The following is a 17,494-nucleotide window of genomic DNA, read 5'->3' as shown; positions in this document are numbered from 1 at the left end:
CTCACGGCCCGCCGAGCGCGTCGGCGAGCCCGCCCCGCCAGCAGGCGAGGTCGTGGCCGCCGGTGTACTCGGTGAGCGCGGTGTCGTAGCCGCGTTCGCGCAGCGCGGCGTGGAACCGGCGCACGGCGGGCCGCAGCCGCCACTCGTGCGTGCCGATCTGGAGCCGGAACCGGGTCGGCACGCGCGGCGCGGCCGCGTACGCCGCCGTCAGCGCCTCGCCGTCCGCCCACAGCGCGGCGGACTGCGCGACGACCGTCCCGAACGCGCCGGGGACGCGCAGCGCGGCGGTCGCGGCGGCGAGCCCGCCGAGGCTCTGCCCGGCGGCGGTCCGCCGCGCCGGGCCCGCCAGGTCGTACCGGTCCGCCGCCCAGGCGGGCAGTTCGCCGCCGACGAACCGGGCGAACGCGTCGCCGCCGAGCTGGGCGTCGCGGACGGTCGCGTCGCCCGACACCGGGAGCAGCGCGAGCGTCGGCCGGATCAGACCGGCCGCCTGCAAGTTGTCCAGCGTCGGCGCGATCGGGACGAGATCCGCCCACAGTTCGCCGTCGAGGAGGACGAGCAGGTCCAGCGGCCCGTCCGCGACCGGCGGCGCGTAGACGTGGACGGTCCGGTCGCCGCCGAGGGCCGCGCTCGGCGCCGTCGCCGTCGTCAGCGCGCCCGCCGGGACGCCCGGACGCGGGTCGCGCCACGGCTGCGGCGGCGCTCCCGGCAGCTCCAGCAGCGAGGTGACCGCGCCGGGAATCCACGACGGCAGCCGGTCCGGGTTGAGCGGATCGGGCACCGCCGACCGCCGCACGTTCGCCCACGCCGCGTCGTCGGTCGCGTCCAGCGGCCCGTCGCAGGGATGGAACTGGTAGGTCGCGCGCAGGTCGGACGGGCAGCGGAACGTGCGGTGCCACACGTCGGAGCCCGGGACGCGCTCCAGCAGGATCGGCGCGAGGTCGTCGCGGTGCCCCTCGGAGACCGTGTTGACGAGCACGAGCACCCGGTCGGCCGCGCCGCGCCACACGAACGTCACCAGGTGCGTGCCGTCGCGCAGGTCGCGCACCAGCGGCGCGCGGGACGGGGGAGCGGCGGCGAGCGCGGCCGGGCCGGGCGTCGCGGCGGGCTCCAGCGGGCGGAACGGCTCGGTCTGCGCGGGGGCCGGGGCGGTCACCGCGCGACGGCCCCGTCCACGGGCTCCGCCGCCGCGACGCCGCCCGCCGCCGGGACGATCACCGGCGACCCGTCGCCGGGCGCGGCCAGCACGTCGGCGGGGATGCCGTACAGCGTGCGGATCAGCGCGGCGTCCACGACCTCGCGCGGCGGCCCGGCCGCGACGACGCGCCCGTCCCGCATCGCGACGAGCACGTCGGCGTAGCGCGCGGCGGACGCGATGTCGTGCAGCACCATGACGATCGTCCGGCCCGCGTGCGCGACGGACCGCACGAGTTCCAGCACCTCGACCTGGTGGCCGAGGTCCAGCGCGCTCGTCGGCTCGTCCAGCAGCGTCACCGGCGTCTCCTGCGCGAGGACCATCGCCAGCCAGCAGCGCTGCCGCTGCCCGCCCGACAGCCGGTCCGCGCGGCGGTCGGCGAGGTCGGCGACGCCGGTCGCGGCCATCGCCTCGGCGGTGACCCGCTCGTCCTCGGCCGACCACTGCCGGAACAGGCCCTGGTGCGGGTGGCGGCCGTAGGCGACGAGCCCGGCGACGGTGATGCCCTCGGGCGCGACCGGGTGCTGCGGCAGCAGCGTCACCCGGTGCGCGGCCTGCCGGGGCCGCAGCGACCACAGGTCCTGGCCGCCGATCGTGATCCGGCCCGCCGAGGGCCGGTGGACGCGGGCGAGCGCGCGCAGCAGCGTGGACTTGCCGCACCCGTTCGGGCCGACGATCGCGACGACCCGCCCGGACGGGACGCGCAGGTCCACCCCGTCCACCGCGACGAGCCCCGGGTAGCCCGCGCGGAGCCCTTCGACGACCAGTTCCACAGCGTTCTCCTTCACGGTCAGCCGCGCCGCTCGCGCAGCAGGACGGCCAGCAGGAACGGTCCCGCGACGAGCCCGGCGACCGCGCCCACGGGGATCTCGGTGTCGCCGCCCGCGACGCGGCCCACGGTGTCGGCGAGCGCGACGAGCACCGCGCCGACGAGCCCGGACGCCACGACCGGCACCCGCGCGGGCCCGGCGGCGAGCCCGGCCAGGATCGGCGCGCTCAGCGCGACGAAGGTGATCGGCCCGCCGACGCCCACGGCGAGCCCGGCGAGCCCGGCGGCGAGCGCGAGCACGAGCCAGCGGGTGCGGCGCGGGTCGCCGCCGAGGACGGTGGTGACGTCGTCGCCGAACCGCAGCATCCGCAGCCGCCGCCCGGCGAGCAGCGCGAGCGGCAGCAGCACGACGAGGCCCGCGCACAGCGGCCCCGCCGAGGAGTAGTCGCGCCCGTTGAGGCTGCCGACGCTCCAGGTGTAGACGGCGTCGGCGATGCCGAGGTCCTTCTTGGCCAGCAGCAGTTCCACGAACGAGCGGACGACGGCGGCGACGGCGATGCCGGTGACCAGCATCCGGTAGCCGCCCGCGCCCGCGCCGCCCGCGACGAGCACGATCAGCGCGGCGGCGGCCAGCGCGCCGAGCGGCCCCGACCACCACGCGCCGAGCGTCCCGCCGCCGAGGACGGTCAGCATCACCGCGAGCGTCGCGCCCTCGTTGAACCCGAGGAAGTCCGGCGAGGCGAGCCGGTTGCGGGCCATCGTCTGGGTGAGGCAGCCCGCGACGCCGAGCGCGCCGCCGACGAGCAGCGCCACGGCGACGCGCGGCAGCCCGAACTCGCGGATCATCAGCACCGCGCCGCCGGACCCGTCGCCGAACAGCGCGCGGACGGCCTCGCCCGGGGACAGCACGGTCGAGCCGAACACGACGCACCCGACGAGCACGAGCCCGGCGAGCGCCGCGAGGCCGAGCGCGGCGACCGCGCCCCGCCGGGGCAGCAGCACCGACCGCCCCCCGGCCCGCAGCACGACGCTGTCGTCGGGGCGCGGCGCGCGGTCGCCCCGGACGCGCCGCGCGCGGGCGCGCCGCACCGCGCCGGGTTGCGCGGGCGTGCCGAGCAGCAGCACCTCCTTGGACCGGACGAGCAGGATCAGCAGCGGCCCGCCGATGAGCGCGAGCATCAGCGCCACCGACGTCTCGTACGGCTTGATCAGCACGCGCGCGACCAGGTCGGCGGCGATGAGCACGGCGGCCCCGGTGAGCGCGGCCGCGACGAGCTGCCCGGCGGTGCGCGGCCCCATGAGCCGCCGCGCGGCGTAGCCCGCGACGAGGCCGAGGAACGTCAGCGGCCCGGCGAGCGCGACCGACCCGGCGGCCAGCAGCGTCACGGCGACCGCGACCAGGACCCGCGTCGCGCCGGGCCGGTGCCCGAGCGCGCGGGCGGCGTCGTCGCCGAGAGCGAGCGCCGACAGCGGCCGGACGGCGGGCACGGTCAGCGCCGCCCCGGCCGCGAGCAGCGGCAGGACGCCGAGGAACGCCTTCATCGTGACGCCCGCGAGCGAGCCGAGCACCCAGAACCGGTACTCGTCGTAGGTCTTGCCGCTGCCGAGCACGATGATGTTGATCATCCCGCCCGCGCTGGTGGTGAGCGCGGCCCCGGCGAGGACGAGCCGCAGCGGCGACGCCCCGGCGCGGCCCGCGCTCGCGATGAGCAGCACCAGCAGGCTCGCGACGAGCGCGCCGCCGAACGCCCACGGCAGGTACCCCGAGCCCGCGCCCGCCCCGAAGTAGGCGATGCCGGTGACGACGCCGAGCGCCGCGCCGCCGTTGACGCCGAGCAGCCCCGTCTCGGCGAGCGGGTTGCGGGTGGCGGCCTGCAGCAGCGCCCCGGCCAGGCCGAGCGCCGCGCCGATCGCGAGCCCGGCGAGAGTGCGCGGGACGCGCAGCGTCGCCACGACCGTGTGCAGGTCGGAGTCGCCGCGCGCGCCGCCCCGGTCCAGCAGGAAGTCCAGGACGCGGCCGGGCGGGGTGTCGCCGCCGCCGACGAACAGCGACGCGACGCCGAGCACGGCGACGAGCGCGGCCAGCGCCGCGAGGGGGCCGAGCGCGCGCGCCGGGCGGCCGCGGGCGGCGGCCGTCCCGGCGGGGGCCGCGGGCCGGGGGTTCGCGGAGACGGCGGACGGGGGAGGCATGAGGAAAGGCTAACCTAACCGGCCGTCGCGGTCCGGTGCCGCTGCCGTTCCGGCGCCGGGTGATCACCGTCACCCGGATCGCGGGGTTGACGCCGCCGCCGTCATTCGGGAGCTTAGGTAAGGCATCCCTAACTTAGGGCTGCCTTACCGGACGAGGGGGAGTACTCCGTGGCAGGCCCCGAAGGAACCCGACGGCCCGACGCGTCCCCTGACGGCGTGCCCGGGGTCGCCGGCACGGCGGCCCTCGTGACCGGCGGTGGCGGCGGGATAGGCGCGGCCGTCGCCACCGCCCTGGCCGCCGCGGGCGCGGCCGTCGCCGTCCTGGACCGCGACGCCGACGCCGCGCAGCGCACCGCCGACTCCCTGCCCGGCCCCGCGCTCGCGCTGCCCGCCGACATCGCGGACCCCGCCGAGGTCGAGGCCGCCGTCGCGGCCGCCGAGACCGCGCTCGGCCCGCTCGGCGTGCTCGTCAACGCCGCCGGAATCCTGCGGCCCGCGCCCGTCCTGGACCTCGCCGACGCCGACTGGGCCGCGACGCTCGCGGTCAACGCCACCGGCGTCGCGCTGGCGTCCCGCGCGGTCGCGCGCCGCATGGCCCCGCGCCGCGCCGGAGCGATCGTCACGGTCGCGTCCAACGCGGCGCGGGTGCCGCGCACCGGGATGGCCGCCTACGCCGCGTCCAAGGCCGCCGCCGTCGCGTTCACCAAGTGCCTCGGCCTCGAACTCGCCGGGCACGGCGTCCGCTGCAACGTCGTCTCGCCCGGTTCCACCGACACCGCGATGCAGCGCGACGTGTGGCCCGACCCGGTCGCGGGGGAGCGCGCCGCGATCGACGGCGACCCCGCCGCGTACCGCGCCGGAATCCCGCTCGGCCGCATCGCCGACCCCGCCGACGTCGCCGAGGCCGTGCTGTTCCTGGCCTCCGACCGCGCCCGGCACATCACCATGCACGACCTGTACGTCGACGGGGGAGCGTCGCTGCGCTGACGCCGCCCGCCGCCCGCCCGCCCCCTGCTCGAGGAGAAGCGACCATGCTGCCCGGAGCCGTCCCCTGGCCGGACGAGGCCGCCGCCCGCTACCGCGCCGCCGGGTACTGGCGCGGCGAGACGTTCGGCGCGCTGCTGCGCGCGGCCGCCGCCCGGCACGGCGGCCGCACCGCCGTCGTCGGCGGCCCGCACCGCTGGACGTACGCCGAGCTGGACCGCCGCGCCGACCGCGCCGCCGCCGGGTTCCGCGCCCTCGGCGTCGCGCCCCGCGACCGCGTCGTCGTGCAGCTCCCCAACGTCCCCGAGTTCTTCGAGACCGTGTTCGGGCTGTTCCGGCTCGGCGCGGTCCCGGTGTTCGCGCTGCCCGCGCACCGCCGCGCCGAGATCGGCCACTTCGTCGCGCACACCGACGCCGCCGCGTACGTCACCGTGGACCGGCACGCCGGGTTCGACCACCGGACGCTCGCCCGCGAGGTCAGGGCCCCGCGCACGGTCGTGCTCGGCGACGCCGCGGAGTTCACCCCGTACGCGGCGCTGGACGCCGAACCCGTCGAACTGCCCGACCCCGACCCGGCCGACGTCGCGCTGATGCAGCTCTCCGGCGGCACCACCGGCACGCCCAAGCTGATCCCGCGCACCCACGACGACTACCTCTACAGCTGCCGCGCCAGCGCCGAGATCTGCGGGCTGACGCCCGACGACGTGTACCTGTGCGCGCTGCCCGTCGCCCACAACTTCCCGATGAGCTCGCCCGGCGTGTTCGGCGCGCTCGCGGCGGGCGCGGCGACCGTCCTCGCGCCGCTGCCCAGCCCCGACGTCGCGTTCCAGCTCATCGAGCGCGAGCGCGTGACGATCACCGGGCTCGTCCCGCCGCTCGCGCTGGTGTGGCTCGCCGCCGCCCCGAACGCCCGCGAGGACCTGTCCAGCCTGGAGGTGCTGCAGGTCGGCGGCGCGAAGTTCGCCGCCGAGGCCGCCGCGCGCGTCCGGCCCGTCCTCGGCTGCACCGTCCAGCAGGTGTTCGGGATGGCCGAGGGGCTGGTCAACTACACGCGGCTGGACGACCCCGACGACGTCCGCGTCCGCACCCAGGGCCGCCCCATCTCGCCCGACGACGAGGTCCGCGTCGTGGACGACGACGACCGCGACGTCCCGCCCGGCGAGGTCGGCCACCTGCTCACCCGCGGCCCCTACACGATCCGCGGCTACTACCGCGCGCCCGAGCACGACGCCCGCGCGTTCACCGCGGACGGCTTCTACCGCACCGGCGACCTCGTCCGGCGCACCCCCGGCGGCCACCTGGTCGTCGAGGGCCGCGCCAAGGACCAGATCAACCGGGGCGGCGAGAAGATCGCCGCCGAGGAGGTCGAGAACCACCTGCTCGCCCACCCCGCCGTCCACGACGCCGCCGTCGTCGCCGTGCCCGACCCGGTGCTCGGCGAGCGCACCTGCGCGTTCGTCGTCCCGGCGGGCGACCCGCCGCGCGCGCCGGAGCTGCGGGCGTTCCTGCGCGGACGCGGCCTCGCCGACTACAAGATCCCCGACCGGGTCGTGACCGTCGACGCGTTCCCCGCGACCGGCGTCGGCAAGACGAGCCGCCGCGACCTGCGCGCCGCGCTCCGCGCCGAACTCCGCGACACCACCACCGCCGACCCAGCCCGCTGAGGAGGACCCGTGGCCATCCCCCCGATCGCCCCGTACCCGATGCCCGCCGAGGACGAACTGCCCGCGCCGCGCGTGGACTGGCGGCCCGACCCCGACCGCGCCGTCCTGCTGATCCACGACATGCAGAACTACTTTTTGGAGCCGTTCGCGGGCGACCCGGTCCCCGAGCTGATCGAGAACATCGCGACGCTGCGCCGCGCCGCCGACGCCGCGGGCGTCCCGGTCGTCTACACCGCGCAGCCCGGCGCGCAGTCGCCGCGCGACCGGGGCCTGCTCACCGACTTCTGGGGCAAGGGCGTCGGCGCGGACCCGCGCGCCACCGGCATCGTGGACGCGCTCGCGCCCGCCGAGGGCGACACCGTCCTCACCAAGTGGCGCTACAGCGCGTTCATCCGCACCGACCTGGCCGACCTGCTGCTGCCGCGCGGCCGCGACCAGCTCATCGTCACCGGGATCTACGCGCACATCGGCTGCCAGGCGACGGCGCTGGAGGCGTTCATGCGCGACGTCCGGCCGTTCTTCGTCGCCGACGCCGTCGCCGACTTCACGCCCGAGGACCACCGCGCCGCGGTCGGGTTCGCCGCGCGCCGCTGCGCCGCCGTCACCGCGACCGCGCCGCTCGCGCGCGCCCTGACCGCCGTCCCCGCGAGCTGACCCCGCGAGCCGACCCGCCCGGAAGAAGGAGACCATCCCGTGGACATCACCCTCGACGGCCTGCGCGCCGAGGTCGCCGCGACGCTCGGCGTGCCGCCGGACGAGCTCGCGCCCGACGGCAACCTCATGGACGCCGGCCTGGACTCGATCCGCGTCATGATGCTGATCGAGCGCTGGCGCGAGGAGGGCGCGCGCGTCGGGTTCGCCGAACTCGCGGAGATCCCGACGCTGGAGGGCTGGCACGCGGTCCTCACCGCGGACTGACCGGCCCGGGGCGGCCCGCGCCGGCACACGCGGGCCGCCCCCGCATAACCGCGCGCCGCCCGCTCCGGAACGTTCCAGAGCGGGCGGCGCGCGGCGCGTCAGGACGTCGAGCCGGTGCCCGCCTCCGCCGCCTCGACCGCCTCGGCGTCGAGGTCGCCGTGCTCGGCCCCCTCGTCCACGGCGGCCTGGTTGCGCTCGGCGCGGTTCAGTTCGCGGTGCCCGGTCGACAGGATCGCGATCCCGACGAGCACCACGCACGCCCCCACGACGAACGGCACGTGGACGTTGACGTGCTCGGCCAACTTGCCCGCCGCGAACGGCGCGAGCCCGCCGCCGATGAACCGCACGAACCCGTACGCCGCCGACGCCACCGGCCGCTCCACGGGCGCGACCATCATGACCGCCTGCGTCGTGACGGTGTTGTTCACGCCGATGAACACGCCCGCCACGATCACCGCGACGATCAGCACGGCCTTGTGGTCGGTGAACGCCGCGATGACGAAGATGTCCACGGCGAACAGGAACAGGTTCCCGTACAGCGTCCGCGCCAGCCCGAACCTCCGCTGCAGCCACGGCGCGCCGAACACCGAGAAGAACGCGACCATCAGGCCCCAGCCGGTGAACACCAGCCCGAGGCGCAGCGCGCTCAGCTCCATCGGGAACGGCGCGTACCCGAGGACGGTGAAGAAACCCCAGTTGTAGCAGAGCGCCGTCAATCCCATGATCAGCAGCCCGCGGTGCCGCAGCGCCTTGATCGGGTCGAGCAGCGACGTCTTGCGCGCGGGCCTCGGCGGCGACTTCACCAGCGTCACCGTCGCGATGAGCGCGATGAACATCAGCCCCGCGACGCCGTAGAACGGCCCGCGCCAGCTCATGTCCCCGAGCACGCCGCCGAGCAGCGGCCCGATCGCGATGCCGATGCCGAGCGCCGCCTCGTACAGGATGATCGCGCCGCCGAACCCGCCGCTCGCGGACGCGATGATCACCGCGAGCGACGTCGCGACGAACAGCGCGTTGCCGAGGCCCCAGCCCGCGCGGAACCCGATGATCCCGCTGACGCTGTCCGACGTCCCGGCGAGCGCGCTGAACACCACGATCAGCACGAGCCCGGCGATCAGCGTCCGCTTCGCGCCGATGCGGCTGGAGACGAACCCCGTCACGAGCATCGCCACCGCCATGACGACGAGGTAGCTCGTGAACAGCAGCGTCACCTGGCTCGGCGACGCGTCGAGGTCTTTGGAGATGGCGGGCAGGATCGGATCGACGAGCCCGATGCCCATGAACGAGATCACGCACGCGAACGCGACGGCCCAGACGGCCTTTGGCTGCTTGAAGGGACTCTGCGCGGCCGGGTGCGATCCGGTCGTACTCATGTATCGCTCCCTGCGGTGGGTTGCGGATGAATGCGCTGGCCGTACCCGGCGACCGCGCCGATGACCCGTTCGCCGAGCCGGTCGAGGGCGGGCAGCGCCCGCTCGATCGCGGCCCGGTCGCCGGGCGGCAGCTCGGCCAGCAGCGCGGCGAGCCGCTCGGCCTGCCCGGCGCGGCGGCGCGCGAGGTCGGCGCGGCCCGCGTCGGTGATGCGGACCAGGACGACGCGCCGGTCGTCGGGGTCGCCGAACCGCTCGGCGAGCCCGGCGCGCTCCAGCCGCGAGACGAGCTGCGTCATCGCGGGCTGCGTCACGCCCTCGCGCGCGGCCAGGTCGGTCAGCCGGGCCGGGCCGACGCGCTCCAGCGAGGCCAGCGTGGACAGGGACGTCATCGAGACGTCCCGGGGGAGCCCGAGCATCCGCATCGTCGTCACGACGCGCGTCAGCCCGGCCGCCAGGTCGAGGTCGTCCACCGGTTCACCCGAATGCATAAGTCCGTTATATCACCAAACCATATAAGTTGCCTATGCAACTACGGACAGTGAAAAACCGCCCCGTACGGTGACGAGGCGGTTTCCCGGACGAACTCAGCCGATGAACCCCCGCGCCCGGCGGAACAGCCCGAGCGTGACCGAGTGCAGCAGGTCGCCGGTCTCCTTCGGCGCCTTGCCCGCGCACGCCCGCGCGTGCGTGCCCTCCAGGACGATCCCGAGCTTGAAGCACGCCAGCACCGCGTACCAGGTGACCGCCGACAGGTCCCGGCCCGCGACGGCGGCGGACCGCTCGGCGTAGGCCGCCACCAGGTCGTCCGGCGCGGGCAGGCCCCCGGCCGCGCCGAGCGGCCCGGCCAGCGCGGCGCTCTCGTCGGCGCGGTCCGGCCAGGTCGCCAGCAGCCAGCCGAGGTCCAGCAGCGGGTCGCCGATCGTGGACATCTCCCAGTCCACGATCGCCGCGACCGCCGGCCCGGCGGGGGAGAACATCAGGTTCGCCAGGTGGTAGTCGCCGTGCATGATCCCCGGCCGCCACGTGGTCGGGCGGCGCTCGTCCAGCCACCGCGCCACGTCCGCGAGGCCCGGGATGTCCGGTCCGGGGTAGCCGTCCAGCGCCGAGTACGACTCCAGCTCCGCCGTCCACCGGCCGACCTGGCGCTCCAGGAAGCCGTCCGGGCGGCCGAAGTCGCCCAGGCCGACGGCCGCGTGGTCCACCGCGCCGAGCGCCGACAGCGCGCGGGCCGCGTTCAGGCCCATCTCCCGCCGCAGCGCCGCGTCGCCCGCGTGCGGCTCGGGCAGCGCGACCGTCGCGTTGAAGCCGTCGACCGGCGTCATCAGGTAGAACACCGCGCCGGACAGGACGGACTCGTCGTCGCACGCGGCGAGCACGCGCGGCGCGGGCACGTCGGTGCCGTCCAGCGCGGTCAGCACCCGCGCCTCGCGGCGCAGCACGTCGTTGGTGCGGGCCCGCAGATGGCGCGGCCCGCGCCGCAGCACGTAGTCGCGGCCGCCGCGCCGGAACCGGACCAGGACGTTCTGCGTCCCGCCGGTCAGCGGCGCGACGTCCTCGAACGGCCCGCCGGGCAGCCCCCGGCCGTCCATCCAGCGGCCGAGGACGTCGAAGTCCACCACCGCCGGATCAATGCCTCCGGGGCGTTCGTCGGGACGGCTCACCGGGTCCTCCTCGGGACGGGTTTCTACTGCGGAGTAACAATAATGCGTCCCGTCCCGCGCAGAACCGGCGAAAACCCCCGCGGATCAGCCGCGCAGCCCCGCGAACAGGTCGTCCTCCGGTCCGTCCGGCACGGCGACCCGGTTGCGGACGCGCACGAACGCCTCCCACCCGAACGCCATCTTCTGGATCTCCTCGGGCAGCCGCAGCAGGAAGATGCTGTCGCCCTGGCTGGCGTGCGCCTCCAGCGCCTCGCGCTTGGCGCCGATGTGCTCCGCGACGTCCACGACCGTGGTGATCAGCTCGTCGGGCGTGCCGATGTCGGCGGGCGGCTCCTCGTCGCCGAAGTCCAGCCCGGCGCTCCGCGCGTACTCGACCATCCGCCGGAACCCCGAGCGCGGCATCGCCGTGTAGTACAGCTTGTCCGGGATGTCGGTCGCCTCGGTCGCCGCGACCGCCACCCGGTGCGCCTGGATGTGGTCCGGGTGCCCGTAGCCGCCGTTCTCGTCGTAGGTCACGACGACCTGCGGCCGGTACCGCTCGATCAGCTCCGCCACCCGCGCCGCCGCGTCCGCCACCGGCACGTTCGCGAACGCGCCCGGATGGGCGTTGGCGTCCCAGCCGACCATGCCCGAGTCGCGGTAGCCGAGCATCTCCACGTGCGCGATGCCGAGCAGCTTCGCCGACGCGGCCAGCTCCGCGCGCCGCAGCGCAGCCACCGCCGCCTCGTCGTGCCCGGCCTCGCCCGGCTTGATCCCGCCCGGCGCGTCGCCCTGCTCCCCGTCCGTGCAGGTGACCAGCACCGTACGGATGCCCGCGGCGGCCGCGCGCGCCAGCACGCCGCCGGTGCCGAGGACCTCGTCGTCGGGATGGGCGTGGACGGCCATGAGCGTCAGGTCGTCGGTCATCGGGGGACTCCTCGGCAGGGGGCGTCGGCTCGGGACCGTCCACTCTACGGCGTTCGGGGCGGGCCGGAACCGGCCGGAAAACCCCCTCCGCGCCCGGCGTTCCGTGACGTACCGTCCGGCTATGGGTAATGCGCTCGTGCTGGTCGACGTGGACGGCGTGCTCAACCCCCGCGACCGCCCCCACCGGGGCTTCAAACGCCACCGCTGCTCCCCGAACGGCGTCACGTTCAAGCTGTGGCTCAACCGCGCGCACGGCCCGCTGCTCAGCGACCTCGCCGCCGCCGCGGGCGCCGAGCTGGCCTGGGCGAGCTACTGGTGCGACAGCGCCAACGAGTGGATCGCGCCGCGCGTCGGGCTGCCCGCGCTGCCGTTCGTCCCGATCCCGCGCTTCCCCGGACCCGAGACCGGCCGGACGCTCGGCGCGTGGAAGGCCCGGCACGTCGCCGCCTACGCGGGCGCGCGCCCGTTCGTCTGGTTCGAGGACGAGCCGGACGCCACCGAGTGCGTCGCCGCCGAGGCGGGCGTCGGCCCGCACCTGCTCGTCGCCGTCGACCCGGTCCGCGGCCTCACCGAGGCGCACCTGGCGCTGGCCGCTGCCTGGCTCGCCGAGCACGGCGCCTGACCCGGCCCGTTTTTTACGGACCATCGGTCAGATACCGCTTATCGGAGGGTCCGGAACCGGGCACCATGAGGGCACATCCCGGCGCGCCCGCCGACCGCCCCCCGACCGAGGAGCCCCGTTGCGCACGACCCCCGCCCGCCTCGCCCTGGTCACCGGAGGGGGCCGCGGCATCGGCCGCGCCGTCGCCGCCGCGCTCGCCCGCGACGGCGCGGACGTCGCGCTCGCCTACCGCCGCGACGCGGCGGCGGCCGAGCGGACGGCCGCCGAACTGGCGGCCACGGGCGTCCGCGCGTACGCCTACCGGGCTTCGGTGGACGACCTGGACTCCTGCCGCGCCCTCGCCGCCCGCATCGCCGACGAGCACGGCCGCCTCGACGTCCTCGTCCACAGCGCCGGGATCGCCAGCCGCGGCCACTCCGTCGCCGACACCGACCCCGCCGAGCTGGAGCGCGTCGTGCGCGTCCACGCCCTCGGCCCGCACCACCTCACCCAGGCGCTGCTGCCGCTGCTGCGCGAGGCCGGCCGGGCGCGCCGCGCCGACGTCGTGTTCGTCTCCAGCGTCATCACCGGCGTCAACCCCGCGTTCGGCGCGCCCTACGCGATGGGCAAGGCCGCGATGGAGGCGCTCGCGCACACGCTCGCCAAGGAGGAGCGCGGCAACGGGCTGCACGTCAACATCGTCGCGCCGGGCGTCGTCGACACCGACATGGGGCGGCGGCTGGTGCGCGCCACGCTCGGCGTCGCCGACATCCGCGAGCGGGACGCCGCGTCGCCGTACGGGCACGTGTGCGCGCCGGAGGAGGTCGCGGACGTCGTCCGGTTCCTGGTGTCGGACGCGGCGTCCTACCTCACCGACCAGCGGATCGTCGTGGACGGCGGCACGTTCTGACCCGTCAGGTCCGGGTCCAGTCGGGCTGCGCCTGGCCCGCGACCCGGATGTCGCGGCCGAACAGCACGACCTCGCGGAACTGCAGCAGCATCGCGCCGGTCGGCGCGTGGACGCGCCAGTCGGGCGCGAGCCACATCTGGAGCAGGCGCGTGCCGTCCGGCTGCTCGGCGTAGCGCGGGACGTCGTCGTCCGCGAGGCGGCGCAGCGTGACGCGGTGGACCGAGTGGACCTCGGCGGGGTCCGGGCGCGGCGGACCCGGATCGGCGAGGACCGCCACGAACGGCGTGATCGCGAAGCCCGACGTCGCGGGGAAGTCGTCCAGCGCGCCGAGCACGTCGTCCGGACCCGCGCGCAGGCCCAGCTCCTCCGCCAGCTCCCGGACCGCCGCCTCCCGGACCGTCTCGCCCGGTTCGACGCGGCCGCCCGGCAGCCCCCACTGCCCCGCGTTCCGGCCCCGGTACGCGCGCTTGATCACCAGCACCGAGGGCGCGCCGTCGCCGTCCGGCGTCACGCAGACGACGACGCCCGCGCGCCGCAGGCCGGGCGCGTCGGCCACCGCCGTCCGGGGGAACGCGGCCAGCCGCTCGGCGGCGGCGGCGCGGAACCGGGGGAGGTCGTCGAGGGGGGTCATCGGCCGATCCTCTCAGATCGGAACGTTCCGGGTATTCAGGGAAGTGTGGCGCGTTTCTTCAAGACCGCGCCCGGCCGCCGCCCTACGGTCGGAGGACGTTGATCGAACACACGATCGAGGAGAGGCATGGACCTGACCGACCTCCTGGCCCCCGCCGCCGCCAACGCCGTCCGGATCGTCGCCGCCGTCCCCGCGGACCTGCTCGACGCGCCGACGCCCTGCGACGGCTGGGACGTCCGCACCGAGCTGAACCACCTCGTCTACTGGACCGGCCGAGGCGGCCCCGCCGCCCGCAAGGAAGGGCCGGGCGACGGGCCGGGCGAGGACCACGACTTCACCGCCGACCCCGGCTTCGCCGACCACTTCGCCGCCGTCGCGGAGGACGCCGCGCGGGCCTGGCGCGACCCGGCCGCCTGGACCGGCAACGCCAGCCTCACCGGCGACGGCCCCGGGATGCCCGCCCCCGTCATCGGCGGCATGGTCTTCGGCGAATGGGTCCTGCACGGCTGGGACCTCGCCGTCGCCACCGGCCGGCCGCACGGCATCACCGACGAGATCGCCCGGGCCGCCTACGACGGCGCGGCCTCGATCGCCGCGATGGCCCGCGAGTACGGCGCGTTCGGCCCGGAGGTCGCGGTGCCCGCCGACGCGCCCGTCCTCGACCGGCTCCTCGGCGTCACCGGCCGCGACCCGCGCTGGAAGCCCTGACCGGCGCGAGCGGGGGTCCGCGCGTTCTACGCTTGGACGCATGTCTTCCACGTCTTCGATCCGCGTACGCTTCGCGCCGTCGCCGACCGGCATGTTCCACGTCGGCGGCGCCCGCTCCGCCCTGTTCAACTGGGTGATGGCCCGCCAGTCCGGCGGGACGCTCGTGCTGCGCATCGAGGACACCGACGCCTCCCGCAACAGCCCCGAGTGGACCGAGGGCATCATCCGCGCCCTCGCCTGGCTCGGCATGGACGGCGGCGAGTACGAGGGCCCGTACTTCCAGTCCGCCAACGCCGACAAGCACGTCGAGGCCGCCGCGCGGCTCCGCGCCGACGGCCGCGCCTACTACTGCGACTGCACGCGCGACGAGATCGTCGCCCGCACCGGCGACTCCCACAAGGGCTACGACGGCCACTGCCGCGACCGGGGCCTGGACCCCGCCCCCGGCCGCGCCCTGCGCTTCCGCACCCCCGACGAGGGCCAGACCACCGTCGTGGACCTGCTGCGCGGCAAGCCGGTGTTCGAGAACGCCGTCCTGGAGGACTTCGTCATCGCCCGCGGCGACGGGTCGGTCACCTTCCTGCTCGCCAACGCCGTCGACGACATCTCCCAGGGCATCACCCACGTCGTGCGCGGCGAGGAGCACCTGTCCAACGCGCCCAAGCAGCAGCTCCTGTGGGACGCGCTCGGCGCGGAGCCGCCCGTCTGGGCGCACGTGCCGGTGATCGTCAACGAGAAGCGGCAGAAGCTGTCCAAGCGCCGCGACAAGGTCGCGCTGGAGGACTACCGCGCCGAGGGCTACCTCGCCGACGCCATGCGCAACTACCTGATGCTGCTCGGCTGGGCCCCGGCCGGGGACCGCGAGATCGTCCCGTGGGACGTCATCGTGGACGAGTTCCGCATCGAGGACGTCAACTCGTCCCCGGCGTTCTTCGACGTCAAGAAGCTCAAGGCCATCAACGGCGACTACATCCGCGCGCTCACGCCCGAGGAGTTCGCCGCCGCGTGCCTGCCGTTCCTGGAGGACGCGCCGTTCGACGTCGACCCGGCCGTGTTCGCCGCGCTCGCGCCGCTCGCGCACACCCGCGTGGCCGTCCTGTCGGAGATCGTGCCGATGGTCGACTTCGCGTTCCTGCCCGAGCCGCCGTACGACGAGGCGTCGTGGAACAAGGCGATGAAGGAGCCCGCCGCCGCGATCCTCGACGGCGCGCTCGCCGCCTACCGCGACGCGCCGTGGGAGGCCGAGGAGCTGAAGACCCGGCTGGAGGCGGTCGGCGCGGAGCACGGGCTGAAGCTCGGCAGGACGCAGGCGCCCGTCCGCGTCGCCGTCACCGGCCGCACGGTCGGCCTGCCGCTGTTCGAGTCCCTCGAAATCCTCGGCCGGGAGACGACGCTCGCCCGCATCGAGGCCGCCCGCGCCCGCCTCACCTGAACGTGACCGCGCCGGGGTAGTGGCCGGACGCGCACGTGAAGCGCAACCGGCCGCGCCCCGGCACGCCCAGCGCGACGCGCGTCGTGCCCGTCTCGGGCAGCGCGACGTCCCGGTCCAGCGACGGGATCGTCAGGACGCGGGTATGCCCGTGCGTCCGCTCCGTCCTGATCTCCAGCACGGTCGGGACGCCGGCCCGCGCCGTCAGCAGCGCGGGCCGGTAGCCGTCGGTCAGCGCCCACACCGTCACGATCTGCGTGCCGGACGCGTCCGTCCGCACGAACCGTGCCGACACCTCCGCCGACGCGGTCCCGCCGCCGTCCGGCAGCCAGCCGCCGAGCCGCAGCCCGGCCAGCAGCGTCCACCCCGCCGTCAGCACCATCGCCGCCGCGACCAGCACGGTCAGCCGCCCGCGCAGCGCCCGCAGCACCCGCCCGGCCGCCAGCCCCGCCACCGCGAACACCGGTACGGTCCCCAGCACGAACCCCGCCAGCACCGCCGCCCCGCCGACCGGCGACCGCGACGAGACCGCCAGCAGCTCCGCCGACAGCGTCAGCCCGCACGGCACCAGCAACGTCGCGGCCCCCACCACCACCGGCCGCCGAAACCGCACCCGCCCACCCCCGCAAACCCCCACCGAGCCGCCACCGGCCGTGCCGCTGTCGGCCGTGCCGCCCCCGGCCGCGTCGGCATCGGCCGTGTTGCCACCGGCCGTGCCACCCCCGGCCGCGTCGGCACCGGCCGCGTCGGCACCGGCCGTGCCACCCCCAGCCGCGCCGGCACCGGCCGCGTCGCTGTCCGCTCCATCGGCGCGCGCCCGCCCGCCGTCCGCCGGGCCGCCGTCCGCTCCTGCGACCGCTGCGCCGCCGTCCGCCGGGCCGCCGTCCGCCGGGCCGCCGTCCGCTGCGCCGCCGGTCGGACCGCCGGTCGCGGGTCCGGTGGCTAAGCGCGCGGGCAGCGCCGCGCACGCGGCATCGTGCGTCGGCCTGTTCCTGCGCGCCCGGGTCCAGGCGGGGCGGGGGACGCCCGCGAGGTCGAGGGCGAAGAGCAGCAGGACGGCGGCCGCCGCCATCAGGAACGCGCCGCGCCAGTGCGGGCCGGGCTGGACGTCGCGGCCGAGCGCGCCCAGCACCGCGCCGAGCGCCGTGTGGACGGCCAGCTTCGCGCCGAGGAACGCGGCGACCGGCCCGGCGGGCCGCCGGGCGTCCCGCACGGCGCCCGCCAGCAGCCCGAGCTGCACGGCGGCGCAGGACGTCGCCCCGGCGAGCAGCCCGGCTCCGGCCCCGGCGGCGAACAGCGCGGCGGCGTCCATGTCCCACCTCCGCAGCGGAACAGTAGCCGCGCGCACACCCCGCCGCGCCTGACCGGACGGCCACCCCTGACCGTCCGAGAGGTCAGGCGGACCTCACCCGCCGGTCGCCCCGGACCCGGCGTCCGCCCCGCTCCCGGCCTCGGCCCCGGCATCCCCACCAGCACCGGCACCCGCACCGCCGGTCGACCCGCCGCCCACCTCGGCATCCGAGCCGCCCGTGCTCTTCTCGCCGCCCGCGCCGCC

17 protein-coding genes are annotated in these 17,494 nt (G+C 76.3%); 8 read left to right on the top strand and 9 right to left on the bottom strand.

Translation table 11 applies throughout. The annotated features are described in order from the left end of the window. Position 1: 1 nt before the first annotated feature. Genes G339_RS36110 through G339_RS32920 form a run of 3 tightly spaced genes read right to left on the bottom strand, consistent with a single transcriptional unit; the run spans position 2 to position 4,154 of the window. Positions 2–1,156: an alpha/beta hydrolase gene (locus G339_RS36110; RefSeq protein WP_019630452.1), complete on the bottom strand. Its 1,155-nt coding sequence runs from the start codon at positions 1,154–1,156 to the stop codon at positions 2–4. Continuing rightward, on the bottom strand, positions 1,153–1,968 hold the full coding sequence (locus G339_RS0107475; RefSeq protein WP_019630451.1) for an ABC transporter ATP-binding protein: 816 nt from the start codon (positions 1,966–1,968) through the stop codon (positions 1,153–1,155). The genes G339_RS36110 and G339_RS0107475 overlap by 4 nt, the downstream gene beginning before the upstream one ends. A gap of 17 nt (positions 1,969–1,985) precedes the next feature. Next, entirely contained in the window at positions 1,986–4,154 is a 2,169-nt protein-coding gene (locus tag G339_RS32920) for an iron chelate uptake ABC transporter family permease subunit (RefSeq protein WP_019630450.1), read from the bottom strand. Between the two features lie 216 nt (positions 4,155–4,370). Here G339_RS32920 and G339_RS0107465 point away from each other — a divergent pair, with 216 nt between their 5' ends. The 4 genes from G339_RS0107465 to G339_RS40275 are packed head-to-tail and all read left to right on the top strand — an operon-like array spanning position 4,371 to position 7,720. Next, entirely contained in the window at positions 4,371–5,141 is a 771-nt protein-coding gene (locus G339_RS0107465; RefSeq protein ID WP_019630449.1) for a 2,3-dihydro-2,3-dihydroxybenzoate dehydrogenase, read from the top strand. A 44-nt stretch (positions 5,142–5,185) separates the two neighbouring features. Then, entirely contained in the window at positions 5,186–6,802 is a 1,617-nt protein-coding gene (locus tag G339_RS0107460) for a (2,3-dihydroxybenzoyl)adenylate synthase (RefSeq protein WP_019630448.1), read from the top strand. 9 nt (positions 6,803–6,811) lie between these two features. Continuing rightward, positions 6,812–7,456 (top strand): isochorismatase family protein, encoded by a 645-nt coding sequence (locus tag G339_RS0107455; RefSeq protein WP_019630447.1) that lies wholly within the window; start codon positions 6,812–6,814, stop codon positions 7,454–7,456. Between the two features lie 39 nt (positions 7,457–7,495). Then, positions 7,496–7,720 (top strand): phosphopantetheine-binding protein, encoded by a 225-nt coding sequence (locus G339_RS40275; RefSeq protein ID WP_019630446.1) that lies wholly within the window; start codon positions 7,496–7,498, stop codon positions 7,718–7,720. Positions 7,721–7,818: 98 nt separating this feature from the next. Here G339_RS40275 and G339_RS32915 read toward each other — a convergent pair whose 3' ends face one another. The 4 genes from G339_RS32915 to G339_RS0107430 form a co-directional block, all read right to left on the bottom strand. After that, positions 7,819–9,093: an MFS transporter gene (locus G339_RS32915; RefSeq protein WP_019630445.1), complete on the bottom strand. Its 1,275-nt coding sequence runs from the start codon at positions 9,091–9,093 to the stop codon at positions 7,819–7,821. Continuing rightward, positions 9,090–9,581, bottom strand: a complete 492-nt coding sequence (locus tag G339_RS32910) for a MarR family winged helix-turn-helix transcriptional regulator (RefSeq protein ID WP_033322572.1) — start codon at positions 9,579–9,581, stop codon at positions 9,090–9,092. Before G339_RS32910 ends, G339_RS32915 begins: the two co-directional genes overlap by 4 nt. A gap of 96 nt (positions 9,582–9,677) precedes the next feature. Beyond that, positions 9,678–10,754: a phosphotransferase family protein gene (locus G339_RS0107435; protein ID WP_240489758.1), complete on the bottom strand. Its 1,077-nt coding sequence runs from the start codon at positions 10,752–10,754 to the stop codon at positions 9,678–9,680. An 84-nt stretch (positions 10,755–10,838) separates the two neighbouring features. Next, positions 10,839–11,660, bottom strand: a complete 822-nt coding sequence (locus G339_RS0107430) for a PIG-L family deacetylase (RefSeq protein ID WP_019630442.1) — start codon at positions 11,658–11,660, stop codon at positions 10,839–10,841. A 121-nt stretch (positions 11,661–11,781) separates the two neighbouring features. Between G339_RS0107430 and G339_RS0107425 the strand changes: the two genes are divergently transcribed. Together G339_RS0107425 and G339_RS0107420 are read left to right on the top strand one after the other, a co-directional pair. Then, a complete protein-coding gene (locus G339_RS0107425) occupies positions 11,782–12,282 on the top strand; it encodes an HAD domain-containing protein (protein WP_033322571.1) in 501 nt (166 codons plus the stop codon). A 118-nt stretch (positions 12,283–12,400) separates the two neighbouring features. After that, complete coding sequence (locus tag G339_RS0107420) at positions 12,401–13,171, top strand: SDR family NAD(P)-dependent oxidoreductase (protein WP_019630440.1); 771 nt, start codon at positions 12,401–12,403, stop codon at positions 13,169–13,171. A 4-nt stretch (positions 13,172–13,175) separates the two neighbouring features. Here the strand turns inward: G339_RS0107420 and G339_RS0107415 are convergent, their stop codons facing one another. Next, positions 13,176–13,802: an NUDIX hydrolase gene (locus G339_RS0107415; RefSeq protein WP_019630439.1), complete on the bottom strand. Its 627-nt coding sequence runs from the start codon at positions 13,800–13,802 to the stop codon at positions 13,176–13,178. Positions 13,803–13,928: 126 nt separating this feature from the next. Here G339_RS0107415 and G339_RS0107410 point away from each other — a divergent pair, with 126 nt between their 5' ends. Both G339_RS0107410 and gltX read left to right on the top strand, forming a co-directional pair. Continuing rightward, positions 13,929–14,510: a TIGR03086 family metal-binding protein gene (locus tag G339_RS0107410; protein ID WP_019630438.1), complete on the top strand. Its 582-nt coding sequence runs from the start codon at positions 13,929–13,931 to the stop codon at positions 14,508–14,510. A gap of 40 nt (positions 14,511–14,550) precedes the next feature. Further along, on the top strand, positions 14,551–15,942 hold the full coding sequence (gltX, locus tag G339_RS0107405; protein WP_084693156.1) for a glutamate--tRNA ligase: 1,392 nt from the start codon (positions 14,551–14,553) through the stop codon (positions 15,940–15,942). Here gltX and G339_RS36515 read toward each other — a convergent pair. Further along, entirely contained in the window at positions 15,935–17,251 is a 1,317-nt protein-coding gene (locus tag G339_RS36515; protein WP_051107792.1) for an urease accessory protein UreH domain-containing protein, read from the bottom strand. The genes gltX and G339_RS36515 overlap by 8 nt on opposite strands. Between the last annotated feature and the right edge of the window lie 243 nt (positions 17,252–17,494).

The sequence above is a fragment of the Actinomadura atramentaria DSM 43919 genome (assembly GCF_000381885.1).
In the GTDB taxonomy this organism is placed as follows: Bacteria; Actinomycetota; Actinomycetes; order Streptosporangiales; family Streptosporangiaceae; genus Spirillospora; species Spirillospora atramentaria.
Note: the sequence above shows the minus strand (reverse complement) of the source record. Positions and strands in the feature narration are given on the sequence as shown.

Bases quoted from the DNA above. Each gene is read 5' to 3' on its own strand.
- G339_RS32920 (WP_019630450.1), bottom strand. From the start codon at position 4,154: ATGCCTCCCCCGTCCGCCGTCTCCGCGAACCCCCGGCCCGCGGCCCCC.
- G339_RS0107460 (WP_019630448.1), top strand. From the start codon at position 5,186: ATGCTGCCCGGAGCCGTCCCCTGGCCGGACGAGGCCGCCGCCCGCTAC.
- G339_RS32915 (WP_019630445.1), bottom strand. From the start codon at position 9,093: ATGAGTACGACCGGATCGCACCCGGCCGCGCAGAGTCCCTTCAAGCAG.
- G339_RS32910 (WP_033322572.1), bottom strand. From the start codon at position 9,581: ATGCATTCGGGTGAACCGGTGGACGACCTCGACCTGGCGGCCGGGCTG.
- G339_RS0107430 (WP_019630442.1), bottom strand. From the start codon at position 11,660: ATGACCGACGACCTGACGCTCATGGCCGTCCACGCCCATCCCGACGAC.
- G339_RS0107425 (WP_033322571.1), top strand. From the start codon at position 11,782: ATGGGTAATGCGCTCGTGCTGGTCGACGTGGACGGCGTGCTCAACCCC.
- G339_RS0107415 (WP_019630439.1), bottom strand. From the start codon at position 13,802: ATGACCCCCCTCGACGACCTCCCCCGGTTCCGCGCCGCCGCCGCCGAG.
- G339_RS0107410 (WP_019630438.1), top strand. From the start codon at position 13,929: ATGGACCTGACCGACCTCCTGGCCCCCGCCGCCGCCAACGCCGTCCGG.
- gltX (WP_084693156.1), top strand. From the start codon at position 14,551: ATGTCTTCCACGTCTTCGATCCGCGTACGCTTCGCGCCGTCGCCGACC.
- G339_RS36515 (WP_051107792.1), bottom strand. From the start codon at position 17,251: ATGGACGCCGCCGCGCTGTTCGCCGCCGGGGCCGGAGCCGGGCTGCTC.